At 71.2% G+C, this 26,317-nt stretch carries 31 protein-coding genes and 5 pseudogenes; 9 read left to right on the forward strand and 27 right to left on the reverse strand.

Annotated elements, in window-relative coordinates:
* The first annotated feature begins 2 nt into the window (after nt 1-2).
* The 5 genes and pseudogenes from DA06_RS05765 (at nt 3) to DA06_RS05785 (ending at nt 3,976) form a co-directional block, all read left to right on the forward strand.
* Complete coding sequence (locus tag DA06_RS05765) at nt 3-1,952, forward strand: glycoside hydrolase family 15 protein (RefSeq protein WP_052436418.1); 1,950 nt, start codon at nt 3-5, stop codon at nt 1,950-1,952.
* A gap of 8 nt (nt 1,953-1,960) precedes the next feature.
* Entirely contained in the window at nt 1,961-2,653 is a 693-nt protein-coding gene (locus DA06_RS05770; RefSeq protein ID WP_052436419.1) for an MBL fold metallo-hydrolase, read from the forward strand.
* Between the two features lie 72 nt (nt 2,654-2,725).
* The gene (locus DA06_RS05775; protein WP_043498127.1) at nt 2,726-3,013 is read left to right on the forward strand and encodes a YciI family protein; all 288 of its coding nucleotides are present in this window, start codon (nt 2,726-2,728) and stop codon (nt 3,011-3,013) included.
* 56 nt (nt 3,014-3,069) lie between these two features.
* Nucleotides 3,070-3,321: pseudogene (locus DA06_RS05780) on the forward strand (bile acid:sodium symporter); the annotation flags it as partial.
* 73 nt (nt 3,322-3,394) lie between these two features.
* Nucleotides 3,395-3,976, forward strand: coding sequence for a bile acid:sodium symporter (locus DA06_RS05785; protein ID WP_418607120.1), 582 nt, complete (start codon nt 3,395-3,397; stop codon nt 3,974-3,976).
* Between the two features lie 53 nt (nt 3,977-4,029).
* Here DA06_RS05785 and DA06_RS05790 read toward each other — a convergent pair whose 3' ends face one another.
* From DA06_RS05790 to DA06_RS05800, 3 genes and pseudogenes are all read right to left on the reverse strand, one after another.
* Nucleotides 4,030-5,196 carry a TerC family protein gene (locus tag DA06_RS05790; RefSeq protein WP_418607121.1) on the reverse strand — a complete coding sequence of 389 codons (1,167 nt, stop codon included), beginning with the start codon at nt 5,194-5,196 and terminating at the stop codon, nt 4,030-4,032.
* Nucleotides 5,197-5,514: 318 nt separating this feature from the next.
* Nucleotides 5,515-7,612, reverse strand: a pseudogene (gene uvrB, locus DA06_RS05795) (excinuclease ABC subunit UvrB).
* A 69-nt stretch (nt 7,613-7,681) separates the two neighbouring features.
* Nucleotides 7,682-8,299, reverse strand: a complete 618-nt coding sequence (locus DA06_RS05800; RefSeq protein ID WP_418607123.1) for a cob(I)yrinic acid a,c-diamide adenosyltransferase — start codon at nt 8,297-8,299, stop codon at nt 7,682-7,684.
* Between the two features lie 133 nt (nt 8,300-8,432).
* Here DA06_RS05800 and DA06_RS05805 point away from each other — a divergent pair, with 133 nt between their 5' ends.
* On the forward strand, nt 8,433-10,118 hold the full coding sequence (locus DA06_RS05805) for a BCCT family transporter (RefSeq protein ID WP_418607125.1): 1,686 nt from the start codon (nt 8,433-8,435) through the stop codon (nt 10,116-10,118).
* On the opposite strand, the gene DA06_RS05810 is transcribed toward DA06_RS05805, so the two are convergent.
* Nucleotides 10,085-10,519 (reverse strand): dephospho-CoA kinase, encoded by a 435-nt coding sequence (locus DA06_RS05810; RefSeq protein WP_052436417.1) that lies wholly within the window; start codon nt 10,517-10,519, stop codon nt 10,085-10,087. The genes DA06_RS05805 and DA06_RS05810 overlap by 34 nt on opposite strands.
* A 112-nt stretch (nt 10,520-10,631) precedes the next feature.
* Nucleotides 10,632-10,751 (reverse strand): annotated as a pseudogene (locus tag DA06_RS05815) (dephospho-CoA kinase); the annotation flags it as partial.
* 171 nt (nt 10,752-10,922) lie between these two features.
* Here DA06_RS05815 and DA06_RS05820 point away from each other — a divergent pair.
* Nucleotides 10,923-11,354, forward strand: a complete 432-nt coding sequence (locus DA06_RS05820; RefSeq protein WP_043498129.1) for an OsmC family peroxiredoxin — start codon at nt 10,923-10,925, stop codon at nt 11,352-11,354.
* Between the two features lie 156 nt (nt 11,355-11,510).
* On the opposite strand, the gene rpsA is transcribed toward DA06_RS05820, so the two are convergent.
* Together rpsA and DA06_RS05830 are read right to left on the reverse strand one after the other, a co-directional pair.
* Nucleotides 11,511-12,980 carry a 30S ribosomal protein S1 gene (rpsA, locus tag DA06_RS05825; RefSeq protein WP_043498131.1) on the reverse strand — a complete coding sequence of 490 codons (1,470 nt, stop codon included), beginning with the start codon at nt 12,978-12,980 and terminating at the stop codon, nt 11,511-11,513.
* Nucleotides 12,981-13,229: 249 nt separating this feature from the next.
* The gene (locus DA06_RS05830; RefSeq protein ID WP_418607127.1) at nt 13,230-13,406 is read right to left on the reverse strand and encodes a hypothetical protein; all 177 of its coding nucleotides are present in this window, start codon (nt 13,404-13,406) and stop codon (nt 13,230-13,232) included.
* Between DA06_RS05830 and DA06_RS05835 the strand changes: the two genes are divergently transcribed.
* Nucleotides 13,401-14,015: a class I SAM-dependent methyltransferase gene (locus DA06_RS05835; RefSeq protein ID WP_418607878.1), complete on the forward strand. Its 615-nt coding sequence runs from the start codon at nt 13,401-13,403 to the stop codon at nt 14,013-14,015. The genes DA06_RS05830 and DA06_RS05835 overlap by 6 nt on opposite strands.
* Nucleotides 14,016-14,104: 89 nt before the next feature.
* On the opposite strand, the gene polA is transcribed toward DA06_RS05835, so the two are convergent.
* Nucleotides 14,105-16,786 (reverse strand): DNA polymerase I, encoded by a 2,682-nt coding sequence (gene polA, locus DA06_RS05840; protein WP_418607129.1) that lies wholly within the window; start codon nt 16,784-16,786, stop codon nt 14,105-14,107.
* A gap of 19 nt (nt 16,787-16,805) precedes the next feature.
* On the opposite strand from polA, the gene DA06_RS05845 reads away from it, so the two are divergent.
* Nucleotides 16,806-17,225, forward strand: a complete 420-nt coding sequence (locus DA06_RS05845) for a hotdog fold thioesterase (RefSeq protein WP_043498136.1) — start codon at nt 16,806-16,808, stop codon at nt 17,223-17,225.
* A 380-nt stretch (nt 17,226-17,605) separates the two neighbouring features.
* Here the strand turns inward: DA06_RS05845 and rplO are convergent, their stop codons facing one another.
* From rplO to rplD, 19 genes and pseudogenes are all read right to left on the reverse strand, one after another.
* A complete protein-coding gene (rplO, locus tag DA06_RS05850; protein ID WP_052436420.1) occupies nt 17,606-18,085 on the reverse strand; it encodes a 50S ribosomal protein L15 in 480 nt (159 codons plus the stop codon).
* 2 nt (nt 18,086-18,087) lie between these two features.
* Nucleotides 18,088-18,270, reverse strand: coding sequence for a 50S ribosomal protein L30 (rpmD, locus tag DA06_RS05855; protein WP_043498167.1), 183 nt, complete (start codon nt 18,268-18,270; stop codon nt 18,088-18,090).
* Nucleotides 18,270-18,974, reverse strand: a complete 705-nt coding sequence (rpsE, locus tag DA06_RS05860) for a 30S ribosomal protein S5 (protein WP_043498169.1) — start codon at nt 18,972-18,974, stop codon at nt 18,270-18,272. The genes rpmD and rpsE overlap by 1 nt, the downstream gene beginning before the upstream one ends.
* Before the next feature lie 34 nt (nt 18,975-19,008).
* Nucleotides 19,009-19,380: a 50S ribosomal protein L18 gene (rplR, locus tag DA06_RS05865; RefSeq protein ID WP_043498171.1), complete on the reverse strand. Its 372-nt coding sequence runs from the start codon at nt 19,378-19,380 to the stop codon at nt 19,009-19,011.
* A 3-nt stretch (nt 19,381-19,383) separates the two neighbouring features.
* A pseudogene (gene rplF, locus DA06_RS05870) lies at nt 19,384-19,922 on the reverse strand (50S ribosomal protein L6).
* An 18-nt stretch (nt 19,923-19,940) separates the two neighbouring features.
* On the reverse strand, nt 19,941-20,339 hold the full coding sequence (gene rpsH, locus DA06_RS05875; protein ID WP_043498174.1) for a 30S ribosomal protein S8: 399 nt from the start codon (nt 20,337-20,339) through the stop codon (nt 19,941-19,943).
* A 54-nt stretch (nt 20,340-20,393) separates the two neighbouring features.
* The gene (locus DA06_RS05880; RefSeq protein WP_043498176.1) at nt 20,394-20,579 is read right to left on the reverse strand and encodes a type Z 30S ribosomal protein S14; all 186 of its coding nucleotides are present in this window, start codon (nt 20,577-20,579) and stop codon (nt 20,394-20,396) included.
* A 1-nt stretch (nt 20,580) separates the two neighbouring features.
* Nucleotides 20,581-21,147, reverse strand: coding sequence for a 50S ribosomal protein L5 (gene rplE / locus DA06_RS05885; protein ID WP_043498178.1), 567 nt, complete (start codon nt 21,145-21,147; stop codon nt 20,581-20,583).
* Nucleotides 21,148-21,149: 2 nt separating this feature from the next.
* The gene (gene rplX, locus DA06_RS05890; protein ID WP_043498180.1) at nt 21,150-21,491 is read right to left on the reverse strand and encodes a 50S ribosomal protein L24; all 342 of its coding nucleotides are present in this window, start codon (nt 21,489-21,491) and stop codon (nt 21,150-21,152) included.
* A 2-nt stretch (nt 21,492-21,493) separates the two neighbouring features.
* Nucleotides 21,494-21,862 (reverse strand): 50S ribosomal protein L14, encoded by a 369-nt coding sequence (rplN, locus tag DA06_RS05895; RefSeq protein ID WP_043498182.1) that lies wholly within the window; start codon nt 21,860-21,862, stop codon nt 21,494-21,496.
* A gap of 79 nt (nt 21,863-21,941) precedes the next feature.
* Nucleotides 21,942-22,196 carry a 30S ribosomal protein S17 gene (rpsQ, locus tag DA06_RS05900; protein WP_043498184.1) on the reverse strand — a complete coding sequence of 85 codons (255 nt, stop codon included), beginning with the start codon at nt 22,194-22,196 and terminating at the stop codon, nt 21,942-21,944.
* 51 nt (nt 22,197-22,247) lie between these two features.
* Nucleotides 22,248-22,487, reverse strand: a complete 240-nt coding sequence (rpmC, locus tag DA06_RS05905) for a 50S ribosomal protein L29 (protein WP_043498186.1) — start codon at nt 22,485-22,487, stop codon at nt 22,248-22,250.
* On the reverse strand, nt 22,487-22,906 hold the full coding sequence (gene rplP / locus DA06_RS05910; protein ID WP_043498187.1) for a 50S ribosomal protein L16: 420 nt from the start codon (nt 22,904-22,906) through the stop codon (nt 22,487-22,489). The genes rpmC and rplP overlap by 1 nt, the downstream gene beginning before the upstream one ends.
* Nucleotides 22,907-22,909: 3 nt before the next feature.
* Nucleotides 22,910-23,734: a 30S ribosomal protein S3 gene (rpsC, locus tag DA06_RS05915; protein ID WP_043498189.1), complete on the reverse strand. Its 825-nt coding sequence runs from the start codon at nt 23,732-23,734 to the stop codon at nt 22,910-22,912.
* Nucleotides 23,734-24,132 (reverse strand): 50S ribosomal protein L22, encoded by a 399-nt coding sequence (gene rplV, locus DA06_RS05920; protein WP_043498191.1) that lies wholly within the window; start codon nt 24,130-24,132, stop codon nt 23,734-23,736. Before rplV ends, rpsC begins: the two co-directional genes overlap by 1 nt.
* A gap of 47 nt (nt 24,133-24,179) precedes the next feature.
* Nucleotides 24,180-24,461 (reverse strand): 30S ribosomal protein S19, encoded by a 282-nt coding sequence (gene rpsS, locus DA06_RS05925; RefSeq protein ID WP_043498193.1) that lies wholly within the window; start codon nt 24,459-24,461, stop codon nt 24,180-24,182.
* Nucleotides 24,462-24,476: 15 nt separating this feature from the next.
* Nucleotides 24,477-25,313 carry a 50S ribosomal protein L2 gene (rplB, locus tag DA06_RS05930; protein ID WP_043498195.1) on the reverse strand — a complete coding sequence of 279 codons (837 nt, stop codon included), beginning with the start codon at nt 25,311-25,313 and terminating at the stop codon, nt 24,477-24,479.
* Nucleotides 25,314-25,341: 28 nt separating this feature from the next.
* Nucleotides 25,342-25,629: pseudogene (rplW, locus tag DA06_RS05935) on the reverse strand (50S ribosomal protein L23); the annotation flags it as partial.
* 15 nt (nt 25,630-25,644) lie between these two features.
* Complete coding sequence (gene rplD, locus DA06_RS05940; protein ID WP_043498199.1) at nt 25,645-26,313, reverse strand: 50S ribosomal protein L4; 669 nt, start codon at nt 26,311-26,313, stop codon at nt 25,645-25,647.
* Nucleotides 26,314-26,317 lie beyond the last annotated feature (4 nt).

Raw genomic sequence — 26,317 nt, forward strand, 5'->3', positions numbered from 1 at the left:
CGATGACCGGCACCTCGCCGCAGGCCGCGCCCGACCGCCCCGGGCCGACCCCGATCGAGGACTACGCGGCGCTGGGCGACGCCCACTCGGTCGCGCTCGTCTCGCGGGACGGCTCGGTGGACTGGCTGTGCCTGCCGTGGCTCGACTCCCCCGCCTTCTTCGCGGCCCTCCTCGGCACGCCGGAGAACGGGCGCTGGCGGCTGGCCGCCGTCGCCGGTGACGGCGGGTCGGACGGGCGCCGTGGCGGGCCCCACGACGGCGCCCGCGGGTCGGACGGGCGCGTCACCGCGACCCGCCGGTACCGCGGCGACAGCTTCGTGCTCGAGACGGTCTGGACCACCCCTACCGGAACCGCGCGCGTGACCGACGCCATGCCGCTCGCGAACGACCGGTCCGACCTCATCCGCCGGATCGAGGGCCTGACGGGGACGGTGACGTTCGAGCAGGAGTGGGTCGTCCGCTTCGGGTACGGCAGGACGCGGCCCTGGGTGCACCGCGACCGCGCGACGGACGGGTCGGAGGTGATCCGCGCCGTCGCCGGTCCCGACGCCCTGACGCTGGCCGGAGACCGGCTCCCGCGCGGACGGGAGGGCCGCCACGAGGACAGGTTCGACGTGACCGCGGGCCAGGTGGTCGACCAGGTGCTCACGTGGACGAAGTCGTGGGAACCCGTGCCGTGCCGGCCCGACATCGACGCGGAGGTCCGGGAGACCGAGAACCTGTGGTCGGAGTGGGCGCGGGCGACGTCGTACGAGGGCCCGTACCGCGAGGCCGTCGTGCGGTCCCTGCTCACGCTGCGGCTGCTCACCCAGGAGCCGACCGGCGGCATCGCGGCGGCCGCCACGACGTCGCTGCCCGAGGAGATCGGCGGCGGACGCAACTGGGACTACCGGTACTCCTGGCTGCGGGACGCGGCGCTCACCCTCGAGGCCCTGGTCGACGTCGGCTACCGGGACGAGGCCGACGAGTGGCGACGGTGGCTGCTCCGGGCGGCCGCGGGCGACCCCGAGAACCTGCAGATCATGTACCGCCTCGACGGGGCGCGGGACCTGCCCGAGCGCACGCTCGACCACCTCACCGGCTATGCGGGGTCACGGCCGGTGCGCATCGGCAACGGTGCCGTGGACCAGCACCAGAACGACGTCCTCGGCGAGGTCATGCTCGCCCTCGACCTCGCCCGCCGCTCCGACCTGCCGGCCGACGACGACGCCTGGGCGCTCCAGCGGGTCCTCGTCAACCACATGGTCCGGCGCTGGCGCTCCCCCGACCACGGCATCTGGGAGATCCGCGGGCCCCTCCGCCACTTCACCCATTCCAAGGTCATGTGCTGGGCGGCCCTCGACTGCGCCGTGCGGGCCGTCGAGGAGTTCGGCTGCGACGGGCCGGTGGAGACGTGGCGCGGGGTCCGCGAGGAGATCCGCGCCGACGTGCTGCGCCACGGGTACGACGCCGGGCTCAACTCCTTCGTCCAGCACTACGGGGCGAGGACCACGGACGCCTCCCTCCTGCAGCTCGTGCAGGTGGGGTTCCTGCCGCCCGACGACCCGCGGATCCTCGGGACCGTCGCCCGGGTCCGGGAGGAGCTCGCCGACGGGCCGTGGGTGCGCCGCTACCGCACCGAGACGGGCGTGGACGGGCTGCCCGGCGGCGAGCACCCGTTCCTCGCCTGCTGCTTCTGGCTCGTGGACGCCCTGGCCCGCACCGGTGACGTCGAGACCGCCGCCCGGCACATGGACGAGCTCGTCGCGTCGGCGAACGACCTGGGGCTGCTCGCGGAGGAGTACGACCCGGTCGGCCGACGCTTCACGGGCAACTACCCGCAGGCGTTCTCCCACCTCACGCTGGTGCGTGCCGCCCATGCGCTCCACGCCGCGAGCGTGAGCGCGACGCCGGTGGGCGCCCGCGCGGCGACCCTGCCGCCCGTACGTCGACCCTCCGTCGGCCGGGCATGATGCGGACCATGGACGACGAGCTGCGCGAGGACCTGACCGACGCCCACGTCGAGCCCGGCGGCTCCGCCGTCGTCCACCGCCTGGGGTCCGTCACCGTGCGGAAGGTGTCCGTCTCGGAGCAGGACAACAACGCCTACCTCGTCACGGCCGGCGACGGCTCGCAGCTCCTGGTCGACGCCGCCGACGACGCCGCGCGTCTCCTCGCGCTGGTGGACGAGGGCTCGGGGAGGCTCGACGCCGTCGTCACCACGCACCGGCACTGGGACCACCACCGAGCCCTGCCCGCGGTGGTCGAGGCGACCGGAGCGGCGGTGCTCGTCGGGGAAGAGGACGCGGCAGAGCTGCCCGTCGCCGCCACGCGCACCCTGGCCGACGGTGACGTGGTGAGGGTCGGCGACGTCCAGCTGGAGGTCGTCGCGCTGCGCGGCCACACGCCCGGATCGGTCGCGCTGGCACTGCGCGAGGGGGACGACGGCCCCCGCCCCGGCCGCGTGCACCTCTTTACCGGCGACTCCCTCTTCCCCGGCGGCGTGGGCCGGACCTGGAGGCCCGGGGACTTCACCTCCCTGATGGACGACGTCGAGCGCCGCGTCTTCGCCCGGTTCGACGACGACGCCCGTGTCTACCCCGGCCACGGGGACGACACGACGCTCGGGCGCGAGCGTCCCCATCTGGCGGAGTGGCGCGCCCGCGGCTGGTGAGGAACCAGCGCCACCCGGAACCCGGCCCCTCTTCGCGTCGACTCTGGCGCGCCAGTCGCTACCCTGACCATCATGACCCTCTTCGCCGTCGAGTACGTCTACGACCAGAACCGCACGAAGGACCTCGACGCGCTGCGTCCGCAGCACCGGGCCTTCCTCGGCGGGCTGCACGAAGCCGGATCCCTGCTCGCCTCGGGGCCGTGGCTCGACGCGGCCGCCCCCGGCGCGCTCCTGCTCGTGCGCGCGGAGAACCACGACGCGGCGATCCACCTGCTCGACTCGGACCCGTTCCACCGCGCCCACCTCATCGTGCGCCGGACCGCACGCGCCTGGAGCCCGGTCGTCGGCTCGCTCGGGTGATGGGCCGGGCCCTCCGGACCTTCGCGGACCCCTTCGTCCTCGCGCTGCTGGCCACGATGGTGGCCGGCCTGGTGGTCCCGACGACGGCGCCCGTGCGCGCGGGGCTCGCCACGGCCGGTGACGTCGCCGTCACGGTGCTCTTCCTGGTCTACGGGATGCGGCTGTCGACCCGCGAGGTGCTGGCCGGCCTGCGCAACATCCGCCTGCAGGGCGCGATCCTGCTCTCGACGTACGTCCTGTTCCCGCTGCTGGGGCTCGCGCTGCACGCGGTCACCGGATCGTTGGTCGGCTCCGCGCTCGCCACGGGCCTGCTGTACGTGACGCTGCTGCCGTCGACGGTGCAGTCGTCCGTCGCGTTCACGTCGATCGCGCGGGGGGAACGTGGCGGGGGCGATCTGCGCCGCGACCGTGTCGAACGTGCTCGGCATGGCCCTCACCCCGGTCCTCGTGCTCGTGCTCATGGACCGGTCCGGCGCCGTGGGTCTGGGTGGCCTGCGGGACGTGCTGCTCCAGCTGCTAGCGCCCTTCGTCGTCGGGCAGCTCCTGCAACCGTGGGTGGGCAGCTGGATCCGGGCCCGCCGGTGGCTGACGGTGAGCGTGGACCGCGGGACCATCCTCGTCGTCGTGCTCGGCGCCGTGGCGGCGGCGACGGCGGCGGGCGTGTGGGACACCGTGTCCTTGACGATGATCCTCGCCCTGCTCCTGATCTCCGCCGTCCTGCTGGCCGCCATGCTCGCCGCCACGTGGTGGGGCGGCCGCGCCGTCGGTCTCGATCTGCCGGACCGGATCGCGCTGCTGATGTGCGGCTCGAAGAAGTCGCTCGCGACGGGCCTGCCGATGGCGGCGGTGCTCTTTCCCGTCACGACCGCCGCCGTGGTGGCGGTTCCTGTCATCGTCTTCCACCAGCTGCAGCTCGTCGTCTGTGCGGCGCTCGCCCGGCAGCTGGCCCTGCGGGAGGCGTAGACGCCACACGGCACCGCCCGGCCCCCTCCGGGGGGCCGGGCGGTGTGCCGCGTTCAGCGCGGGCGGTGCGCCGCACCCGGAGATCGGGAGCGGTGCCGCCCGGTCCCCGAGTGCGTTCCCTGTGCGCGGGAGGTCAGTCCTCCGAGCCGCGCTGCACCGGCTCGACCGGCGGGATGTGCGGCCGGCGGTCGACGTCCGACTCGCCGCGGCTGCGGATGTACTCCTCCGCGGCGGCGAGCCTGGCGTCCCTCTTGTTCTTGCGCAGGCTCGCGACCACGGTGACGAGGAGCACGCCGACGATCCACGCGAGCGAGACGAGGATCGAGGGCTCGGGGGATGGCCGTCCAGTGCTCGCCGCCGTTGATGAAGGACAGCTCGTTCTCGTGGAGCGCGTGGACCACCAGCTTGAGGCCGATGAAGCCCAGGATGGCCGCGAGGCCGTAGTGCAGGTAGACGAGCTTGTCGAGCAGGCCGTCGATGAGGAAGTACAGCTGACGCAGGCCGAGGAGAGAGAACGCGTTCGCGGCGAAGACGAGGTACGGCTCCTTGGTGAGGCCGAAGATGGCCGGGATGGAGTCCACGGCGAAGAGCAGGTCGGCGCTGCCGATCGCCAGGATCGCCAGCAGCATCGGCGTGATCATCGTCCGGCCGTGGTGGCGGTGGACCAGCTTGCCGCCCACGAAGCCCGGCGTGACGGGCACGAACCGGCGCACGAGGCGGACGAAGCCGTTCTCGTGGTACTCCTCGTGCTCGTCCGGATCCTCGACGCCCTGACGCGCCTGGGAGATGGCGGTCCAGATCAGGAACGCGCCGAAGATGTAGAACACCCAGGAGAAGTTCGCGATCACGGCGGCGCCCAGCGCGATGAAGATGCCCCGCAGGACGATGGCGATGATGATGCCTGCGAGCAGGACCTCCTGCTGGTACTTCCTCGGGATCTTGAACGCGGCGATGATGATCACGAAGACGAACAGGTTGTCCACCGAGAGCGATTTCTCGGTGACGTACCCGGCGAAGTACTCCGTCCCGTACTGGCCGCCGTAGACGGCCCAGACGACGAAGCCGAACACGATGGCCATGGCCACGTAGGCCACCGACCACCAGGCCGCCTCCTTCAAGGTGGGGGCGTGCGGGTGACGGACGTGGCCGACGATGTCGATCGTGATCATCACGACGATCAGCGCGCCGAGAGCGATCCAACCAAGGGCGTGGACTTCCACGGTTCCTCCGGTACGTAGGGGTCAGGTACCGGAGGTCTCTTCCGCCTGGTCCGTGACCGTCCGCCGCGCCCGAGCGCAAGGGACGACCGTCGATGGTCCGGGCCGGTGGCACCGAGCGGGCAGATCTGTCGCCCGCCGTGATGACGGCGCCACTGTTCGGGGAATACTCCCCTCCGCCTGGGCAACGATACGGCACCCGCGGAGGGCCGCGCGACCGTCACGGGTGGGCGGGGACGCCGCAGGAGCGGACGTACCGGGCGCCACTTCCCTGCGACCGGGCCGGGCGTACGGGTGGGCCCGGGAGATGCGTCGGCCGAGTCAGGCGTTCGCGGCCGTCATCTGGCGCAGCTCCTTCTTGAGGTCGACGATCTCGTCCCTCAGCCGCGCGGCCAGCTCGAACTGCAGCTCCTCCGCCGCGGCGTGCATCTGCTGCGAGAGGTCCTGGATCAGCTCCGCCAGGTCGCTCGCGGCCGCGCCGGCGAGCTTCTCGCGGGCCGACTCCCCCGACTTCCGGCGGTCCTTCGTGCCGGGGCCCTTGCCCGCGCCGCGGTAGCCGCCCTCGAGCAGCTCGGCCGTGTCGATGTCCTCGCGCGCCAGCATGTCGGTGACATCGGCGATCCGCTTGCGCAGCGCCGTCGGCTCGATGCCGTTGGCCACGTTGTAGGCGACCTGCTTCTCGCGACGCCGCGTCGTCTCCTCGATCGCGTGCGCCATCGAGTCGGTGACGGTGTCGGCGTACATGTGCACCTGGCCGGAGACGTTACGGGCCGCACGGCCGATCGTCTGGATGAGCGACGTGGAGGAGCGCAGGAAGCCCTCCTTGTCCGCGTCGAGGATGGCCACGAGGGACACCTCGGGCAGGTCGAGGCCCTCGCGGAGGAGGTTGATGCCGACGAGCACGTCGAACTGCCCCAGCCGCAGCTCGCGCAGCAGCTCCACGCGCCGCAGCGTGTCGACGTCGGAGTGCAGGTACCGGACCTGCACGCCGCGTTCGAGCAGGTACTCGGTGAGGTCCTCGGCCATCTTCTTCGTCAGGGTCGTGACGAGGACCCGTTCGTCCTTCTCCACCCGCTCGCGGATCTCGCCGAGCAGGTCGTCGATCTGGCCCTTCGTCGGCTTGACCACGATCTCGGGGGTCGACGAGGCCGGTCGGGCGGATGATCTGCTCCACCACGCCGTCGGACTGGCTGAGCTCGTACGGCCCCGGCGTGGCCGAGAGGTAGACGGTCTGGCCGATCCGCTCGAGGAACTCCTCCCAGCGCAGCGGACGGTTGTCCATCGCCGAGGGCAGCCGGAACCCGAAGTCGACGAGGGTGCGCTTGCGGGACATGTCGCCCTCGTACATCGCACCGATCTGCGGCACGGTCACGTGCGACTCGTCGACGACGAGGAGGAAGTCCTCGGGGAAGTAGTCAAGGAGGGTGTGCGGCGCGGTGCCGGGACCGCGGCCGTCGATGTGCCGGGAGTAGTTCTCGATGCCCGAGCACGTCCCGATCTGGCGCATCATCTCGATGTCGTACGTCGTGCGCATCCGCAGGCGCTGCGCCTCGAGCAGCTTGTTCTGGCGCTCGAGATCGTCCAGCCGCTCGGCGAGCTCGGCCTCGATGCCGGTGATCGCCCGCTCCATCCGCTCGGGGCCGGCGACGTAGTGGGTGGCCGGGAAGAGGTGCACGGCCTCCTCCGAGCGCACGACGTCACCGGTCAGCGGGTGGAGCGTGCTCAGACCGTCGATCTCGTCGCCGAACAGCTCGATCCGGATGGCCAGCTCCTCGTAGACAGGGATGATCTCGATGGTGTCGCCGCGGACCCGGAAGGTGCCCCGGGTGAAGGCCATGTCGTTGCGGACGTACTGCATCGTGACGAACTGGCGCAGCAGGTCGTCCCGCTCCACCCGGTCCCCGACCTTCAGCTGCACCATGCGGTCGACGTACTCCTGCGGCGTGCCGAGGCCGTAGATGCAGGAGACGGACGCGACCACGACCACGTCGCGGCGGGTCAGCAACGAGTTGGTGGCGCTGTGCCGCAGCCGCTCGACCTCGTCGTTGATCGAGGAGTCCTTCTCGATGTACGTGTCCGTCTGCGGCACGTACGCCTCGGGCTGGTAGTAGTCGTAGTACGAGACGAAGTACTCGACGGCGTTGTTCGGCAGAAGCTCGCGGAACTCCGTGGCGAGCTGGGCGGCGAGCGTCTTGTTCGGTGCCATCACCAGGGTCGGGCGCTGGACCTGCTCGACGAGCCAGGCCGTGGTGGCGGACTTGCCGGTGCCCGTGGCGCCGAGCAGCACGATGTCCTTCTCCCCGGCGCGGAGCCGTTCGGTGAGCTCGGCGATCGCCGTCGGCTGGTCGCCCGAGGGGGTGTACTCGGACACGACCTCGAACGGGGCGACGGTGCGCTGCAGATCGGTCACTGGACGCATGGGTCAACGGTACGTCGGAGCACCGACATCGCCCCACGGCGGGGCACGCCCCTGCCCTCGCCGAGGGAGTCAGCCGGCGGTGCCGGGCTCCGGCTCGGTGACCGGGGCGACGGCCTGCTCGGTGGAACCGGGCACCCAGTCGACGTCCCCCAGCTCGACGTTGACGACCCTGGCGACGACGAACAGCAGCGTCGAGAGCCGGTTCAGGTAGCGGCCCACCTCCCGGTTGACGGCGTCCGGGTAGGCCTCGACCGCACGCCAGACCGCCAGCTCGGCACGACGGACCGCCGCCCGGGCCTGGTAGAGCAGCGCGGCGCCCAGCGTCCCGCCCGGCAGGACCATCCCGCCGAGGTCTGCGGCCTGCTCCGAGAAGTGCTCGACAGCCCTGTCCAGCCGTTCCACGTACGCCGGGACGATCGTGACCTCCACAGGCTCTCCGTACGTGGACACGCCGAGGTCGGTGACCAGGTCGAGCAGGTCGTTCTGCACGCTCAGCAGCATCGTCGCGGCGTCCCGGGACAGGGGCGCGGCGGCCATCGCGACGCCTATCGCGGCGTTCGCGGCATCGATCTCGGTGTAGGCGGCGACCCGCAGGTCGGACTTGGGCAGCTCGCCGTGGCTGCCGAAGAAGATGCGACCCGTGTCACCCTCGCGCTGCACCGGTCCTGGGTCGCCCTCGCCATTCATGGGTGCCACGATACTGAGCGCAGGGCGGCATGCCGAGCGGGCGCCGGGGTGCCCCGTCCACCCTGCCTGCCGCCTCGACCCGCGTGCCGCGCCCGTCCGTCTCGACCCGGGGGGGAAGGAGACCGAGAACCGCATGGGGACACAACCGCCGGACGGCGCCACCACCGCTCCCGCCGGACCGGAGGAGCAGGCGCGCGGCTGGGCCACCGTCGACAAGCCGGTGTTCGCCGTCTCGGTCGGACTGGTCGTCGCCATCTGCCTCCTCGGCGTGCTCTTCACGGACGCCGTCGGCGAGGTCGCCGGGGCTGCGCTCAACTGGGTGACGACCACCTTCGGGTGGGTCTTCATCCTGGGGGCCGCGGCCTTCGTCGTCTTCTCCGTGGTTCTGGCGTTCGGACGCTTCGGGAGCATCCCGATCTCGCGGGAGGGCGAGGAGACGGAGTTCTCCCGCATCTCCTGGATCGCGATGATGTTCAGCGCGGGCATGGGCATCGGGCTGATGTTCTTCGGGGTCTACGAGCCCGTCACCCACCTCGCCTCACCGCCGCCGTTCGTCGACGCCGATCCCGGCAGCCCCGCGGCCGCGGAGAACGCCATGGCGTACACGCTGTTCCACTGGGGCCTGCACCCGTGGGCCATCTACTCCGTGGTCGGCCTCGCCCTCGCGTACTCCACCCACCGGATGGGCCGGGGCAACCTCATGAGCGCCCCTTTCCAGGCCATCCTGGGCAGGGACCGGATCGAGCGCCGCGGCTGGGGCCGGCCCATCGACGTCCTGGCCATCCTGTGCACGAAGTTCGGTTCCGCCACGTCCCTCGGGCTCGGCGCCCTGCAGATCGCCGCCGGTCTGTCGCTGCTGAGGACGGGCGAGTTCGAGGAGAACCCGGGCGCCGCGACCCCTGTCGTCATCATCTGCGTGCTGACCGTGGGCGTCGTGATCTCCGCGTCCAGCGGCGTCTCGCGCGGCATCAAGTGGCTGAGCAACACCAACGTCGTGCTGGCCGCGACGCTGCTGGTGTTCGTCTTCGTGGTGGGCCCCACCGTCTTCATCCTGGACCTGCTGCCCGAGTCCCTCGGGGCGTACTTCTCCAACCTCGTGCCGATGAGCTTCCAGTCGGCCGTCTTCGGCGGCGGCGACTGGCTCGCCAGCTGGACGATCTTCTACTGGGCGTGGTGGATCTCGTGGACGCCGTTCGTCGGGACGTTCATCGCGCGGATCTCCCGCGGCCGCACCATCCGGGAGTTCGTGCTGGGCGTGCTGCTGGCGCCCACCGCGGTCAGCATCGTCTGGTTCTCCGTCTTCGGCGGCGCCGGCATCAACCTCCAGCACAACGGGGTCGACATCGCCGGTGCCGGCAACGAGGCGGCCGGGTTCTTCGCGATGCTCAGCCAGTACCCGTTCTACACGGGCGCCACGATCGTGGTCATGGTGCTCACGGCCGTCTTCTTCATCAGCGGCGCCGACGCCGGATCGCTGGTCATGGGCACCCTGTCCTCCTACGGCCGCGCGACTCCGTGGACCCCGGTGGTCATCGTGTGGGCGGTGCTCACGGGCGCGGTCGCGGCGGTGCTGCTGTTCGTCGGCGGGCTCGCCGCGCTCCAGACGTTCACGATCCTGGCGGCGACACCCTTCGTACTCATCATGGGCGGACTGTGCGTGTCGCTGTACGTGGACCTGCGCCGGGACCCGCTCCGGCTGCGCCGGCCGAGTCCCGTCCGCCAGGCCACGGTCGTGCCGTCGCAGGTGCCGTTCGCCGACCCGGCCCCCGCCGAGGAGGCGGAGGATCAGGGGCGGTCCTCGCCGTCGGGCACGGGGTAGACCTCCGCGGCCGCCCCGCTCCCCCGCAGGCGCCGGTCCCGCTCGGGCAGCAGCCGTTCCCCCCACAGCCGGCGGACGTCCGCGAGGAGCTCCTCGGGAGTTCCGGAGTTGTCGATCCAGACGTCGGCGACGGCGCGCCGGGCCGCGTCGTCCGCCTGGGCACGGATCCGCGCCCGCGCGTCCTCCTCCGACATGCCTCGGCGGGTCACCAGCCGCGAGACCCGGACGTTCTCGTCCGCGCCGACGACGACTACGAGGTCGTACCGGTCCGCCAGCCCGTTCTCCACGATGAGCGGGACGTCGTGGACGACGACGGCGTCCTCCGGAGCAGCCTCCTGCCGCCGTCGGCTCTCCGCGGCCACGAGGGGGTGGGTGATGGCGCCGAGACGATCCAGCGCCACCGGGTCGGCGAAGACCCGCGCGGCCAGGGCGGCCCGGTCGAGGGAGCCGTCGGGGCGCCAGCACGTCGTCGCCGAACTCCGCGACGACGGCGGCGAGGCCGGGCGTGCCCGGCGCCACGACCTCGCGGGCGAGGCGGTCGGCGTCGACGACGACGGCGCCCAGCCGGGCGAGCTCGGCCGAGACGGTCGACTTGCCCGAGCCGATCCCGCCGGTCAGGCCCACGCTCAGCATCGGCCGACCTCCGCGGGGCCCGCCCGGGGGCGGCGGCCGAAGGGGCCGAGCCGGTGCTGGGTCACCCGTCGAGGGTACTGGGCGCGTGGCCAAGGGCCCGCCCTCACGGCAGGATGTTGACGGCAAGGACCGACCGGACCGCCCACGGGCGCCGAGAGACAGGAGCGCACGATGCCGAAGCCACTCACCAGCAAGGCCACGAACACCTGGCAGGGAAACCTCTTCCAGGGCTCGGGCACCACCAGGCTGGAGAGCTCGGGCCTCGCCACGTTCGACGTGGACTGGAAGGCACGCACCGAGGAGCACGGAGGACGGACGAACCCGGAGGAGCTGATCGCCGCCGCTCACTCCAGCTGCTTCTCGATGGCCTTCTCCAACGAGCTGGACTCGAACGGCACCCCGCCCACCGAGCTGCGCACGACCGCCGAGGTGACCTTCGTGGCCGGTGAGGGCATCACGGGCATCCAGCTCACCTGCGAGGCTCGCATCGACGGCATCTCCGAGGAGGACTTCCAGCGCATCGCCGAGGCCGCCAAGACCGGCTGCCCGGTGAGCCAGGCGCTGAGGGCCACGCCCATCGAGCTCACGGCGAAGCTCGTCTGACACGTCCGCCGGCGGGGCACCGACGCAGGGCGACCGCACGCCGGACGCCGAGGCACCGCACCGACGACGAGGCCCGTCGCTCCCGAAGGAGCGACGGGCCTCGTCGTCGGTCAGGGTCGTGGTGACCCGGTCCGGCCGCCGTCGGCGGCGCGGGACTCAGTGACCGGTGAGCTTCTCGCGCAGCGCGGCCAGGGCCTCGTCGGACGCGAGCGTGCCCTGCGCCTCGGCCGGCGCCGAGCTGTACGTGGCCGGTCCGGCGGTGCCGGCGCCCGCGGAGGCGACAGCCTCGGTGTCGGCCTCCATGGCGGACGCGACCTGCTTCTTGTGCGCCTCCCAACGGGCGTGCGCCTCGGCGTACTCGGCCTCCCAGGCCTCGCGCTGGGTCTCGTAGCCCTCGAGCCACTCGTTGGTCTCCGGGTCGAAGCCCTCGGGGTACTTGTAGTTCCCCTGCTCGTCGTACTCCGCGGCCATGCCGTACAGCGACGGGTCGAAGTCGTCGCTGGTGGGGTCGACGCCCTCGTTGGCCTGCTTGAGGGACAGCGAGATGCGGCGGCGGTCCAGGTCGATGTCGATGACCTTGACGAAGACCTCGTCGCCGACCTTGGCCACCTGCTCCGGAACCTCGACGTGGCGCTGGGCCAGCTCCGAGATGTGGACCAGGCCCTCGATGCCGTCCTCGACGCGCACGAACGCACCGAACGGGACGAGCTTGGTGACCTTGCCGGGCACGACCTGGCCGATGGCGTGCGTGCGGGCGAAGGCCTGCCACGGGTCCTCCTGCGTCGCCTTGAGCGACAGGGAGACACGCTCGCGGTCCATGTCGACGTCGAGAACCTCGACGGTGACCTCCTGGCCGACCTCGACGATCTCGTTCGGGTGGTCGATGTGCTTCCAGGAGAGCTCGGAGACGTGCACGAGCCCGTCCACGCCACCCAGGTCGACGAACGCACCGAAGTTGACGATGGAGGAGACCACGCCGGGACGAACCTGGCCCTTCTGCAGGGTCTGCAGGAAGTGCGAGCGGACCTCGGACTGGGTCTGCTCGAGCCAGGCGCGGCGGGACAGCACCACGTTGTTGCGGTTCTTGTCGAGCTCGATGATCTTGGCCTCGAGCTCCTTGCCCACGTAGGGCTGGAGGTCGCGGACCCGGCGCATCTCCACGAGGGAGGCGGGGAGGAAGCCGCGCAGACCGATGTCGAGGATCAGGCCGCCCTTGACGACCTCGATGACGGTGCCGGTGACGACGCCGTCCTCCTCCTTGATCTTCTCGATCGTGCTCCAGGCGCGCTCGTACTGGGCGCGCTTCTTCGACAGGAGCAGCCGGCCCTCCTTGTCCTCCTTCTGGAGGACGAGCGCCTCGATCTTGTCTCCGACGGAGACGACCTCGTCGGGGTCCACATCGTGCTTGATGGAGAGCTCGCGGGAGAGGATGACGCCCTCGGTCTTGTAACCGATGTCGAGGAGAACCTCGTCCCGGTCGACCTTGACGATGGTGCCCTCGACGATGTCGCCGTCGTTGAAGTACTTGATGGTCTCGTCAATCGCGGCGAGGAAGTCTTCCTCGGAACCGATGTCGTTGACGGCAACCTGCGGGGACGTCGGCTGCGTGGGCGTGGTGGTGGTCATTGAGTGGTGGACTCCGATGCGGACAGGGAACTAGTGCGGACAGTATTGTTCTGGAAGTTTCGGCGCAGGAGCAGCCACATGGGCACAACTGCACCAAGGATCGATCCTACCGACGTCGTCCCCGCCCGGGCAACCACCGCCGGCCCCCGGTGACGGGCGTCACGCCGGGGTGCCTCCGCCGGGGCCGCTCCGCGCCCACGTCGCGCACACTGGTGGCATGTCCACCCCGAACGCCCCGGCCCGAGCCGGCTACGAACCGGTCGACGGCGAGCCGCCGCCCGCGCCAACACCGCCTGGTGGAGCCAGGAGTCCGCCGAGTACCTCGCCGAGCACGGCGACTTCCTCGGCCCGGCGGACTTCTGCTGGTGCCCCGAGGGCCTGCGCGAGGCCGAGGCTCACCTGCTCGGCCCGCTTGAGCAGCTGCACGGCGCCCGGGTCCTCGAGGTCGGGGCGGGCGCCGCGCAGTGCTCCCGGTGGCTCGCGGCCCAGGGCGTGGACGTGGTCGCGTCGGACGTCGCACGGGGCATGCTGGACCGTGCCCGCGAGCTCGACGCGGCCACCGGCGTCACCGTGCCGACGGTGCTCGCGGACGCCCGGGCGCTGCCGTTCGAGGCGGCGAGCTTCGACGTCGTGTTCACCGCGTTCGGCGCCCTGCCGTTCGTGCCGGACGCCGGCCGCGTCCACGCCGAGGCGGCGCGGGTGCTGCGCCCGGGCGGGCGCTGGGCCTTCTCGGTCAGCCACCCGGTGCGGTGGGCCTTTCCCGACGATCCGACGACGAGGGGGCTCACGGTCACGCGCTCGTACTTCGACCGCACGCCGTACGTCGAGCGGGACGCCGCCGGGGCACCCCTCTACGCCGAGTATCACCGCACGCTCGGGGACCACGTGCGCGACGTCGTCGGGGCCGGCCTCGTGGTCGAGGACCTGGTGGAGCCGGAATGGCCCGCGGACAACGACAACGTCTGGGGCGGGTGGGGGCCCGAGCGCGGGACGCTCCTGCCCGGGACGGCGATCTTCGTGACCCGCCGCCCGTAGACGGGGACGACCCGCCGCCCGTGGACGTGGACGGCCCGCCGCCCGTGGACGGAGGCGAACCGACGCCCGCCGGTGCGGCGGCCCTGCAGTTAGTGCGCGGCGTCGCGCCAGGACCGGCCGGTCCCGACGGAGACGTCCAGCGGCACGGAAAGGTCCGCCGCGCCGGCCATCTCGCGCCGCACCAGCGCCTCGACCTCCTCGGCCTCCCCGGGCGCCACCTCGAGCACCAGCTCGTCGTGGACCTGCAGGAGCAGGCGCGACCGCAGTCCGGCGGCGTCGAGCGCACGACGGGTCCCCACCATGGCGACCTTGATGATGTCTGCCGCCGAGCCCTGGATGGGCGCGTTGAGCGCCATCCGCTCGGCCATGTCGCGGCGCTGCCGGTTGTCGCTCGTCAGGTCCGGCAGGTAGCGGCGCCGCCCCATGATCGTCGCGGTGTAGCCGGTACGGCGCGCCTGGTCGACGACCCCGGTGAGGTAGTCACGCACACCGCCGAACCGCTCGAAGTAGCCCTCCATGAGGGTCCGGGCCTCGGAGACCTCGATACGGAGCTGCTTGGACAGGCCGAACGCGCTCAGCCCGTAGGCCAGGCCGTAGCTCATCGCCTTGATCTTGCTGCGCTGCGCGGGCGTCACCTCGTCCGTCGGCACGTCGAAGACGCGGCTGCCGACGAACGAGTGCAGATCCTCCCCCGAGTTGAACGCGTCGATGAGCCCCGCGTCGGCGGACAGGTGCGCCATGATCCGCATCTCGATCTGGGAGTAGTCGGCCGTCAGGAGCTGCTCGTAGCCCTCGCCCACCACGAAGCCCTCGCGGATGCGCAGCCCGTCCTCGGTGCGCACCGGGATGTTCTGCAGGTTGGGGTCGGTGGAGCTGAGCCGCCCGGTCGCGGCGATCGTCTGGTGGAAGGTGGTGTGGATGCGCCCGTCGGGCGAGATGGAGCGCAGCAGCCCCTCGGCGGTCTGCCGCAGGCGGATCTGGTCGCGGTGCGCGAGCAGGTGCTCGAGGAAGGGGTGCTCGGTCTTGGCGTACAGGTCCGCCAGCGCGTCGGCGTCGGTGGTGTAGCCCGTCTTCGTCTTCTTGGTCCTCGGCATCTCCAGCTCGGTGAACAGCACCTCCTGGAGCTGCTTCGGGCTCGAGAGGTTGACCTCGTGCCCGATGGCCTCGAACGCCATCGCGGCGGCACGCTCGACCTCGTGGTCGAAGTCGCGGCGCAGCGACTCCAGGCTCTCCGCGTCGGCGTAGATGCCGACCCTCTCCATGTCCTGGAGCACCCGCTGGACGGGGAGCTCGAGGTCGGTGAGCAGGTGGGCGGCGCCCCGTTCGGCGAGCTCGGCCCCCGAGCACCTCCGCCAGCTCCACCACGGCGCCCGCGCGGACGCGGCGGGCCGGTCGGCGGTCCCGCCGTCCAGCGCGAGCATCCCCTGGCCCTCCCCCGCCTCGTCCAGGTCCAGCTCGCGGCGCAGGTACCGCACGGTCAGGTCGGCGAGGGCGTACCGGCGCTGGTCGGGGTGCGAGAGGTAGCCGGCCAGCGCCGTGTCGAACGTGACGCCGGTGAGGGACAGCCCGCGCCCGCGGAGCGCGTGCCAGGCGCGCTTCGCCTCGTGCACGGCCTTGGCCTGCGCCGGGTCGGCCAGCCACGCCGCCAGCACGGACTCCTCCTCGGCCGGGAGCTCGGAGAGGTCGACCGTGACGGCGTGCCCGCCGTCGTCCGCGACCGCCAGCGTCCACGCGTCCCCGGACCCCTGCGAGTAGGTGCCGGTGACGTCGAGGCCGAGGAGCTGGCCGCGGCGCTCGGCCAGCCACGGCCCGAGGCCGCCCGGAAGGTCCTGCACCGCCACCACGTCGATCTCGAGCGCCGCGGCCGGCGCCGCCTCGTCCTTGTCCGGGAACGTGGCGAAGAGCCGTTCGCGCAGGACGTCGAACTCCAGCGTGTCGAACAGCTGGTGCACGGCCTCGCGGTCGAAGGGGCGGCGCGCGAGGTCGTCGACGCCCAGCGGAAGCTCGACGTCCGTCACCAGCCCGTTGAGGCGGCGGTTCACGATCACCTGGTCGAGGTGCGCGCGCAGGTTCTGGCCCGCCTTGCCGCCGATCTCGCCGGCCCGGCCGATGACGTTGTCGAGCCCGTCGTAGAGGTTGACCCACTTCGCGGCCGTCTTCGGGCCGACGCCCGGCACGCCCGGCAGGTTGTCGCTGGTCTCCCCGACCAGGGCGGCGAGGTCGGGGTACCGCTCCGGCACGACGCCGTACTTCTCGACAACGGCCTCGGGCGTCATCCGGGTGAGGGTGGAGACGCCGCGGATCGGGTACAGCACGGTGACGTCGTCACGGACGAGCTGGAAGGTGTCGCGGTCGCCGGAGATGAGCAGCACCTCCATGCCGGCACCGGCGCCTGCGGTGGCGAGCGTGGCCAGGACGTCGTCGGCCTCGAAGCCGGACCGCTCCAGGACCGGGACGTTCATGGCCGCCATGACCTCGCGGATCAGCGGCACCTGGCCGCGGAAGGGCTCCGGGGCGGCGTCGCGGGTGCCCTTGTAGTCGGCGTACTCCTGCGTGCGGAACGTGGGCTCGGAGAGGTCGAACGCCACGGCCAGGTGGGTGGGCTGCTCCTCGTCGAGCAGCTTGATGAGCATGGACAGGAACCCGTAGACCGCGTTGGTGTGCTGGCCCGTCGAGGTCGAGAAGTTCTCCACCGGCAGGGCGTAGAAGGCGCGGAAGGCCATCGAGTGACCGTCGACGAGCAGGAGACGCGGGCGTTGGGTGTCTGTCACGGGTGCCACCCTAGGCTCCATGACTGACACGGACGACCTCCTGCCCGCCCTGCTCGCGAGCTTCCGGGGCACGCTCGTCGAGCGGCTCGGCATCGAGCTGGTCACGGCCGACGCCGCGCGCGTGGTGGCCCGGATGCCGGTGGCCGGCAACACCCAGCCGTACGGGCTGCTGCACGGCGGCGCGACGGCGGCCCTGGCCGAGACCGTCGGCTCCGTGGCCGCCACGATCCACGCCGGGCCGGCCCTGTCCGCCGTCGGCACGGAGCTCAGCGCCACGCACCACCGCTCCGCCAGGGAGGGGTACGTCACCGCGACCGCGACGCCGCTGCACCTCGGCCGGTCCACCGCCTCGTTCGACGTCGCCGTCCTGGACGACGACGGCCGCCGCGTCTGCACGGCACGCCTCAGCTGCATGATCCTCGGGAGGCCGGGAGCCTGAGGCGGGCGGCCCGGCACCGGGCCACCTCGCGCCCGCGGGGGCACGAAGCACACGGGTGTGACCAACGACACACCTGCGCCCGGCTCGTCCCCTAGGCTTCCCTCACCCGGGGCCGGTCGGTCGCGGGCGAGGTCGGCCGACAGGACGGAGACCCCGGTGACTTCGGGTCGCGCCCCCGCTGCTCGACGAGCGCGCCTGCCCGCGTTCGCCCTGCTGCTCGCCGCCCTGATGCTGATCGCCCTGCGTTCGTCCGGCGCGGCGAGGTCCGCCGCAGCGCTGCGGCGCACGCCGCGGCGGTGGGGCGCTCCCCCGGGTCACGCCCCACGGCCGCAACGACGACGCGGGCGGCCCGGCTGTGCCGGACCGCCCGCGCCCTGGGCTCACTCGGCGGAGATGGATCCGCCGGCTGCCTCGATCTTCTCCTTCGCCGACGCGGACCACGCGTCGACGGTGACCTCGAGCTTGACGCCGAGCTCACCGGTCCCGAGGACCTTGACGAGCTGGCCGGCGCGCACGGCGCCCTTGGCGACGAGGTCCTCGCGGGTGACGGTGCCGCCCTCGGGGTAGAGCGCGCCGAGCTTCTCCAGGTTCACCACCTGGTACTCGGTGCGGTTGGGGTTCTTGAACCCGCGGAGCTTGGGCAGCCGCATGTGCAGCGGCATCTGCCCGCCCTCGAACCGCTCCGGCACCTGGTACCGGGCCTTGGTGCCCTTGGTACCGCGGCCGGCGGTCTTCCCGCGCTTGCCGCCCTCACCGCGACCGACGCGGATCTTGGCGGACTTCGCCCCGGGGGCCGGACGCAGGTGGTGCACCCTGAGCGGGCGCGCCGGCGTCTCGGGCGTGTTCTTGGAATCGGCCATGGTCAGTCGACCTCCTCGACGGCGACGAGGTGCGCCACCGTCGTGATCATGCCGCGGACCTCGGGCTTGTCCTCGCGCACGACCGACTGGCCGATGCGCCTGAGGCCCAGGGAACGCAGCGTGTCGCGCTGGTTCTGCTTGCCGCCGATGACGGACTTGGTCTGGGTCACCTTGAGCTGAGCCATCACGCACCTGCCCCGACGGTCTGCTCGGAGGCAGCCTTGTCCTCGCGCTCCTTGGCCTCGCCCTCGGCCCGGGCCCGCAGCAGCGCGGCCGGGGCCACGTGCTCCAGGGGGAGGCCGCGGCGCGCGGCGACGGCCTCGGGCTGCTCGAGCCCCTTCAGGGCCGCCACGGTGGCGTGGACGATGTTGATCGCGTTGGACGACCCGAGCGACTTGCTCAGGATGTCGTGGATCCCGGCGCAGTCCAGGACGGCGCGCACCGGTCCACCGGCGATGACCCCGGTACCCGGGGAGGCCGGGCGCAGGAAGACGACGCCGGCGGCGGCCTCACCCTGCACGGCGTGCGGGATGGTCCGGGCCACGCGCGGGACGCGGAAGAAGTTCTTCTTCGCCTCCTCGACGCCCTTGGCGATCGCCGCGGGCACCTCCTTGGCCTTGCCGTAGCCGACACCCACGGTGCCGTCGCCGTCGCCGACGACGACGAGGGCGGTGAAGCTGAAGCGCCGACCGCCCTTCACGACCTTGGCGACGCGGTTGATCGTGACGACGCGCTCGATGTACTGGTTCTTGTCCTCGGCCCCGCGACGGTTGCTGTCGCGACGGCCACCGTCACGACGGTTGCCGCCCTCGCGGCGGTTCCCGCCCTCGCGGTTCTCGCCCGAGCCGGTAGCCGGACCACTGGTCCTGCCTCGCTGCGGTGCAGCCATCAGATGTTCCTCTGCTCTCGTACGCTGTGCTTGGTCACAGGGTCAGACCACCCTCGCGGGCGCCGTCGGCCACAGCCGCGACCCGCCCGTGGTACTTGTTGCCGCCGCGGTCGAACACCGCGGCGTCGACCCCGGCGCTCTTCGCACGCTCGGCGACGAGCTCGCCGACCTTGCGCGCCTTCGCGACCTTGTCGCCCTCGGCGGAGCGCAGGTCGGCCTCGAGGGTCGAGGCGGAGGCCAGGGTGCGGCCCGTGGTGTCGTCCACGAGCTGGGCGACCATGTGGCGGCTGGAGCGCGTGACGACCAGGCGCGGGCGCTCGGCGGTGCCGCTGATGCGCTTGCGCACCCGGAGGTGGCGGCGCGTACGGGCGACGTTCTTGCCCTTGCCCTTGACGGAGATAGCCATCGCTTACTTACCAGCCTTTCCGACCTTGCGGCGGACCTGCTCGCCGGCGTAGCGAACACCCTTGCCCTTGTACGGCTCGGGCTTGCGGAGCTTGCGGATGTTCGCCGCGGTCTCTCCGACGAGCTGCTTGTCGATGCCGGAGACGGTGAACTTCGTGGGGCTCTCCACGGTGAAGGTGATGCCCTCGGGGGGCGCTCACCGACACGGGGGTGGGAGAAGCCGAGGGCGAACTCGAGGTCCGAGCCCTTCGCCTGCACGCGGTAACCGGTGCCGACGATCTCGAGGCCCTTGGAGTAGCCCTGGGTGACCCCGATGACCAGGTTGTTCAGCAGCGTGCGGGTCAGGCCGTGGAGCGACCGGGACTCACGCTCGTCGTTCGGACGGGACACGACGAGCGTGCCGTCCTCCTGGGTGACGGAGATGGGTTCGGGCACGGCGTGCGTCAGGGTGCCCTTCGGGCCCTTGACGGTGACGCTCGCGCCGTCGATGGTGACGTCGACGCCCGCGGGGACCGGGACGGGGAGCCTACCGATTCGAGACATGGTCTGCTTCCTTCCTGGTCACCAGACGTAGGCGAGGACTTCCCCGCCCACGCCCTTGTTCTGAGCCTCGCGGTCGGTCAGCAGGCCGGAGGAGGTGGACAGGATCGCCACCCCCAGGCCGCCGAGGACCCTGGGCAGGTTGGTGGACTTCGCGTAGACGCGCAGCCCCGGCTTGGAGACGCGGCGCACGCCCGCGAGCGAGCGCTCACGGTTCGGGCCGTACTTCAGGTCCAGGGTCAGCTTCTTGCCCACCTCGGCGTCCTCGACGCTCCAGCCGGCGATGTAGCCCTCGGCCTTCAGGATGTCGGCGATGCTCGCCTTGAGCTTCGAGTACGGCATGGACACCGCCTCGTGGTACGCCGAGTTGGCGTTGCGCAGACGGGTCAGCATGTCTGCGATGGGGTCGGTCATAGTCATCGGGCCTCAGCCCTTCCTCATCGTGGTTTCCTCGCGGGACCTACGACGTAGTCGTTACCAGCTGGACTTGGTCACACCGGGGAGCTGGCCGGCAAGGGCCATCTCGCGCAGGCAGATGCGGCACAGCCCGAACTTGCGGTACACCGAGTGCGGGCGCCCGCAGCGCTGGCAGCGGGTGTAGGCGCGCACGGCGAACTTCGGCTTGCGGTTGGCCTTCTGGATCAGAGCGGTCTTCGCCATCTCAGTCCTCCTTGAAAGGGAATCCGAGGCGACGCAGCAGCGAGCGCCCTTCGTCGTCGGTGGTGGCCGAGGTGACGACCGTGATGTCCATGCCTCGCACGCGGTCGATCTTGTCCTGGTCGATCTCGTGGAACATCGACTGCTCGGTCAGGCCGAACGTGTAGTTGCCGTGCCCGTCGAACTGCTTGGCGGACAGGCCGCGGAAGTCGCGGATACGGGGCAGCGCCAGGGAGAGCAGACGGTCCAGGAACTCCCACATGCGGTCGCCGCGCAGCGTGACGTGCGCGCCGATCGGCTGGCCCTCGCGCAGCTTGAACTGCGCGATGGACTTGCGGGCCTTGGTGACCTGCGGCTTCTGGCCGGTGATCAGGCTGAGGTCGCGGATGGCGCCCTCGATCAGCTTCGAGTCACGAGCGGCGTCGCCCACGCCCATGTTGACCACGATCTTGGTCAGGCCGGCGACCTCGTTGACGTTGGCGTGCTGGAACTCCTCCCGCAGGCCCGCGACGATCTCGTCGCGGTAGCGCTGCTTGAGGCGCGGCATCGAGGTGGTGGTGGTCTCGCTCATGCTCAGATGTCCTTACCGGAACGCTTGGCCACGCGGACCCGCACGGTGCGGGTCCGGCCGTCGCGCTCGACCTGCTCGGTGCGGTAACCCACCCGGGTGCCCTTCTTGGTCTCCGGGTCGACGACCATCACGTTGCTGACGTGGATGGGGGCCTCGACCGTCTCGATACCGCCGGTGCGGGCGCCGCGGCTGGACTGGCCGACCTTCGTGTGCTTCGTGGCGCGCTGGACGCCCTCGACGACGACGCGGTCGGAGTCCTTGTGGACCTCGAGCACCCGGCCCTGCTTGCCCTTGTCCCGGCCGGCGATGACGACGACGAGGTCGCCCTTCTTGATCTTCGCCATGGTCAGAGCACCTCCGGCGCCAGAGAAATGATGCGCATGAACTTCTTGTCGCGCAGCTCGCGGCCCACCGGGCCGAAGATGCGGGTCCCGCGCGGGTCGCCGTCGGCCTTGAGGATGACGGCTGCGTTCTCGTCGAACTTGATGTACGAGCCGTCCGGGCGGCGGCGCTCCTTCGTCGTACGGACGACGACCGCCTTGACGACGTCACCCTTCTTGACGTTGCCGCCGGGGATGGCGTCCTTGACGGTGGCGACGATCGTGTCGCCGATGCCGGCATAGCGCCGGCCCGAGCCGCCGAGAACCCGGATGCAAAGGATCTCCTTGGCACCGGTGTTGTCGGCGACCTTGAGCCGCGACTCCTGCTGGATCATTTCGAATTACTCCTGTCGTCGTGCCGGTTCTCGGCGGGGCCGAGCCTGGCCGAACGGATGGGGGGCTGGGAGGCCGGTGCTACTTGGCCTTCTCGAGGACCTCGACCACGCGGTAGCGCTTGGTGGCCGAGAGCGGGCGGGTCTCCATGATCAGGACCAGGTCGCCGATACCGACCTCGTTGGCCTCGTCGTGCGCCTTCACCCGCTCGGTGCGGCGGATGACCTTGCCGTAGAGCGCGTGCTTGACGCGGTCCTCGACCTCGACCACCACGGTCTTGTCCATCTTGTCGCTGACCACGTACCCGCGGCGCGTCTTGCGGAAGTTGCGGTCCAGGTCGGCCTCGGGGGGCCGTGGACGTCGTGTTCTCGCTCACTGGGACCTCGTTCACTTCTCGGTGCTCGGCGCCGTGCGGATGCCGAGCTCGCGCTCGCGCACGATCGTGTAGATGCGGGCGATGTCACGACGCACGGCCTTGAGCCGGCCGTGGTCCTCGAGCTGTCCGGTGGCGGCGGAGAACCGCAGGTTGAACAGCTCGGCCTTGGCCTTCTCCAGCTCCTGCCCGAGACGGTCGTTGTCCATGCCGTCCAGGTCGGCCGGGGCCAGGCCCTTGCTTCCGATGGCCATCAGCCTTCACCACCCTCACGACTCACGAAGCGAGTCTTCATCGGCAGCTTGTGCTGCGCGCGGCTCATGGCCTCGCGAGCGAGCTGCTCATCCACGCCGGCCAGCTCGAACATGACGCGGCCGGGCTTGACGTTGGCGATCCACCACTCGGGCGAGCCCTTGCCGGAGCCCATGCGGGTCTCGGCCGGCTTCTTGGTGAGCGGACGGTCGGGGAAGATGTTGATCCACACCTTGCCACCACGCTTGATGTGACGCGTCATGGCGATACGGGCGGCCTCGATCTGCCGGTTGGTGACGTACGCGCCCTCCAGAGCCTGGATGCCGTAGTCGCCGAAGGCGATCGTGGTGCCACCCTTGGCCACGCCGCGGCGCGAGGGGTGGTGCTGCTTGCGGTGCTTGGTCCGCCGGGGGATGAGCACGGCTCAGGCCTCCGTTCCGGTCTGTGCCGAAGCCTCGGCGGCCGGGGCCTCGCCCTGGCCCGCCGCGGCGGGAGCAGCCTGCGAGCGGGACTCGCCGCCGCGGCCGGCGCCGCGGGCGCCACCACGGCGCTCACCACGGCCACGCGGAGCGCGGGAGGCGGAGTCGGCCTGCTCGCGGGCGTACTCCTTCTCGGTCACGTCACCCTTGTAGATCCAGACCTTCACGCCGATGCGGCCGAAGGTGGTGCGGGCCTCGAAGAACCCGAAGTCGATGTTCGCGCGCAGGGTGTGCAGCGGCACGCGCCCCTCGCGGTAGAACTCGGAACGCGACATCTCGGCGCCGCCGAGACGGCCGGAGCACTGCACCCGGATGCCCTTGGCACCGGCGCGCTGCGCGGACTGCATGCCCTTGCGCATCGCACGGCGGAAGGACACGCGGCTCGCGAGCTGCTCGGCGATGCCCTGGGCGACCAGCTGGGCGTCCACCTCGGGGTTCTTGACCTCGAGGATGTTCAGCTGGACCTGCTTGCCCGTGAGCTTCTCGAGCTCGCCGCGCAGCCGGTCGGCCTCCGCGCCGCGGCGCCCGATCACGATGCCCGGGCGGGCGGTGTGCAGGTCGACGCGGACGCGGTCCCGCGTGCGCTCGATGTCGACCTTGGCGATGCCGGCGCGCTCGAGCCCGGCGGACATGAGGCGACGGATCGCCACGTCCTCGCGGACGTAGTCGCGGTACCGCTGGCCGGCCTTGGTGCTGTCGGCGAACCAGCGCGAACGGTGATCGGTGGTGATGCCGAGCCGGAACCCGGTCGGGTTGACCTTCTGACCCACTATCGGGTCCTCCCCTTCGTGCCGGCGGCCTGCTTGGCCGCGCCGTTGGACTCAGCCTCACCCACGATGACGGTGATGTGGCTGGTGCGCTTGAGGATGCGGCTGGCCCGCCCCTGGGCCCGCGGACGGAACCGCTTCAGGGTGGGGCCCTCGTCGACGAACGCCTCGAGAATGACGAGCTTGTTCTCGTCGAACGCCTCGCTGGCCTGGTCGGCCTTCACACGGGCGTTGGCGATCGCGCTCTCGACGACCTTTCGCACGGGCTCGGCCGCCGCCTGCGGGGCGAACCGCAGCACGGACACCGCCTCCTCGGCGCGCTTGCCGCGGACGACGTCCACGACACGGCGTGCCTTCTGAGGCGTGACGCGTACGAATCGCGCCTGCGCCTTGGCTTCCATGTTCCTGCCTTACTTGTCGGTTCGGTGTGCTCGGGAAGGTCGTCGCGTCAGCGGCGACGAGCCTTGCGGTCGTCCTTGTCGTGCCCGCGGTAGGTGCGGGTCGGGGCGAACTCCCCGAGCTTGTGGCCGACCATCGACTCGGTGACGAAGACCGGCACGTGCTTCCGGCCGTCGTGCACCGCAAAGGTGTGTCCCAGGAAGTCGGGCGTGATGACCGACCGGCGGGACCAGGTCTTGATGACGTTCTTGGTGCCCTTGTCGTTCTGAGCGTCCACCTTCTTCTGCAGGTGGTCGTCGACGAAGGGGCCCTTCTTCAGACTGCGAGGCATGTCGTCGTCTCCCTATCAGCGCTTCTTGCCCGTACGGCGACGGCGCACGATGAGCTGGTCGCTGGGCTTGTTCGGACGGCGGGTCCGGCCCTCGGGCTGGCCCCACGGGCTGACCGGGTGACGACCACCGGAGGTCTTGCCCTCACCACCACCGTGCGGGTGGTCGACCGGGTTCATGACGACACCGCGCACGGTCGGGCGCTTGCCCTTCCAGCGCATGCGGCCGGCCTTGCCCCAGTTGATGTTGGACTGCTCGGCGTTGCCGACCTCGCCGATGGAGGCGCGGCAGCGGACGTCGACGTTGCGGATCTCGCCGGAGGGCATGCGCAGCTGCGCGTACTTGCCCTCCCTCGCCACCAGCTGGACGGACGCACCGGCGGAGCGGGCGATCTTCGCACCGCCGCCGGGCCGCAGCTCAATGGCGTGGATGACCGTACCGACCGGGATGTTCCGCAGCGGCAGGTTGTTGCCCGGCTTGATGTCCGCGCCGGCACCGTTCTCGATGCGGTCGCCCTGCTTGAGCTTGTTCGGCGCGAGGATGTAGCGCTTCTCGCCGTCGGCGTAGTGCAGGAGCGCGATGCGCGCGGTGCGGTTCGGGTCGTACTCGATGTGCGCGACCTTCGCGGGCACGCCGTCCTTGTCGTGACGACGGAAGTCGATCACGCGGTAGGCGCGCTTGTGGCCGCCACCCTTGTGACGGGTGGTGATCCGGCCGGTGGAGTTACGGCCACCGCTCTTCGTCAGCGGGCGGACCAGCGACTTCTCCGGCTCGGACCGGGTGATCTCGACGAAGTCGGCCACGCTCGAACCGCGGCGGCCCGGCGTCGTCGGCTTGTACTTACGGATTCCCATTTTCGATCCTTCCTTCGGCGCGCCGGCGTCAGCCGGCGACCTCGCCAAAGATGTCGATGGTCCCCTCGCGCAGCGTGACGATCGCGCGCTTGGTGTCCTTGCGCTTGCCGAGGCCGAACTTTGTGCGGCGGCTCTTGCCGGGTCGGTTCGCCGTGTTCACGGAGGCGACCTTGACGTCGAAGATCTTCTCGACGGCGTTCTTGATCTCGGTCTTGTTCGAGCGGGGGTCCACCTCGAAGGTGTACTTGCCCTCGTCGATCAGGCCGTAGCTCTTCTCGGAGACGATCGGCCGGATGATGATGTCGCGGGGGGTTCTTGCTCGCCTCGAGGCTCACTTCGTCTCCTCCTCGGCCTTCGGGCCGCGCAGGAAGGCCTGCAGCGCACCGGAGGTGAACACGACGTCGTCGTTGACGAGGACGTCGTAGGTGTTGAGCTGGTCGGCCCAGAGCAGGTGGACGCTCGGGACGTTGCGCAGGCTCAGGACGGTCAGCTCGTCGCCGCGCTCGAGGACGACCAGCGCGGTGCGGTCCGCCACGACGTTCTTCAGCGCGGCGAGGGCGGCCGAGGTCTTCGGGGTCTCGCCCGAGACCAGCTCGGAGACCACGTGCACGCGGCCGGCGCGGGCCCGGTCGGAGAGGGCGCCACGGAGCGCGGCGGCCTTCATCTTCTTGGGGGTGCGCTGGCTGTAGTCGCGCGGCTGCGGGCCGTGGACGGTGCCACCGCCGGCGAACTGCGGCGCACGGGTCGAGCCCTGACGGGCGCGGCCGGTGCCCTTCTGCTTGTAGGGCTTCCGGCCACCGCCGCGGACGTCGCCGCGGGTCTTGGTGGCGTGGGTGCCCTGGCGGGCCGCCGCGAGCTGCGCGACGACGACCTGGTGGATCAGCGGCACGTTGGTCTGGACGTCGAACACCTCGGCGGGCAGCTCGGCGGAGCCGGCCTTCTCCCCCGCGGCGTCCAGGACGTCGACAGAAACGGTGGACTGCTCGGACTGCGTTGACATGGGA

Source organism: Georgenia sp. SUBG003, assembly GCF_000715355.2.
Taxonomy (GTDB): domain Bacteria; phylum Actinomycetota; class Actinomycetes; order Actinomycetales; family Actinomycetaceae; genus Georgenia.

What these genes read in the sequence shown, in the direction of transcription:
- DA06_RS05765 (WP_052436418.1), top strand. Translation starts at nt 3, where the DNA reads ATGACCGGCACCTCGCCGCAGGCCGCGCCCGACCGCCCCGGGCCGACC.
- DA06_RS05770 (WP_052436419.1), top strand. Translation starts at nt 1,961, where the DNA reads ATGGACGACGAGCTGCGCGAGGACCTGACCGACGCCCACGTCGAGCCC.
- DA06_RS05775 (WP_043498127.1), top strand. Translation starts at nt 2,726, where the DNA reads ATGACCCTCTTCGCCGTCGAGTACGTCTACGACCAGAACCGCACGAAG.
- DA06_RS05800 (WP_418607123.1), bottom strand. Translation starts at nt 8,299, where the DNA reads ATGAATGGCGAGGGCGACCCAGGACCGGTGCAGCGCGAGGGTGACACG.
- DA06_RS05805 (WP_418607125.1), top strand. Translation starts at nt 8,433, where the DNA reads ATGGGGACACAACCGCCGGACGGCGCCACCACCGCTCCCGCCGGACCG.
- DA06_RS05820 (WP_043498129.1), top strand. Translation starts at nt 10,923, where the DNA reads ATGCCGAAGCCACTCACCAGCAAGGCCACGAACACCTGGCAGGGAAAC.
- rpsA (WP_043498131.1), bottom strand. Translation starts at nt 12,980, where the DNA reads ATGACCACCACCACGCCCACGCAGCCGACGTCCCCGCAGGTTGCCGTC.
- DA06_RS05845 (WP_043498136.1), top strand. Translation starts at nt 16,806, where the DNA reads ATGACTGACACGGACGACCTCCTGCCCGCCCTGCTCGCGAGCTTCCGG.
- rplO (WP_052436420.1), bottom strand. Translation starts at nt 18,085, where the DNA reads ATGGCCGATTCCAAGAACACGCCCGAGACGCCGGCGCGCCCGCTCAGG.
- rpmD (WP_043498167.1), bottom strand. Translation starts at nt 18,270, where the DNA reads ATGGCTCAGCTCAAGGTGACCCAGACCAAGTCCGTCATCGGCGGCAAG.
- rpsE (WP_043498169.1), bottom strand. Translation starts at nt 18,974, where the DNA reads ATGGCTGCACCGCAGCGAGGCAGGACCAGTGGTCCGGCTACCGGCTCG.
- rplR (WP_043498171.1), bottom strand. Translation starts at nt 19,380, where the DNA reads ATGGCTATCTCCGTCAAGGGCAAGGGCAAGAACGTCGCCCGTACGCGC.
- rpsH (WP_043498174.1), bottom strand. Translation starts at nt 20,339, where the DNA reads ATGACTATGACCGACCCCATCGCAGACATGCTGACCCGTCTGCGCAAC.
- DA06_RS05880 (WP_043498176.1), bottom strand. Translation starts at nt 20,579, where the DNA reads ATGGCGAAGACCGCTCTGATCCAGAAGGCCAACCGCAAGCCGAAGTTC.
- rplE (WP_043498178.1), bottom strand. Translation starts at nt 21,147, where the DNA reads ATGAGCGAGACCACCACCACCTCGATGCCGCGCCTCAAGCAGCGCTAC.
- rplX (WP_043498180.1), bottom strand. Translation starts at nt 21,491, where the DNA reads ATGGCGAAGATCAAGAAGGGCGACCTCGTCGTCGTCATCGCCGGCCGG.
- rplN (WP_043498182.1), bottom strand. Translation starts at nt 21,862, where the DNA reads ATGATCCAGCAGGAGTCGCGGCTCAAGGTCGCCGACAACACCGGTGCC.
- rpmC (WP_043498186.1), bottom strand. Translation starts at nt 22,487, where the DNA reads ATGGCCATCGGAAGCAAGGGCCTGGCCCCGGCCGACCTGGACGGCATG.
- rplV (WP_043498191.1), bottom strand. Translation starts at nt 24,132, where the DNA reads ATGGAAGCCAAGGCGCAGGCGCGATTCGTACGCGTCACGCCTCAGAAG.
- rpsS (WP_043498193.1), bottom strand. Translation starts at nt 24,461, where the DNA reads ATGCCTCGCAGTCTGAAGAAGGGCCCCTTCGTCGACGACCACCTGCAG.
- rplB (WP_043498195.1), bottom strand. Translation starts at nt 25,313, where the DNA reads ATGGGAATCCGTAAGTACAAGCCGACGACGCCGGGCCGCCGCGGTTCG.
- rplD (WP_043498199.1), bottom strand. Translation starts at nt 26,313, where the DNA reads ATGTCAACGCAGTCCGAGCAGTCCACCGTTTCTGTCGACGTCCTGGAC.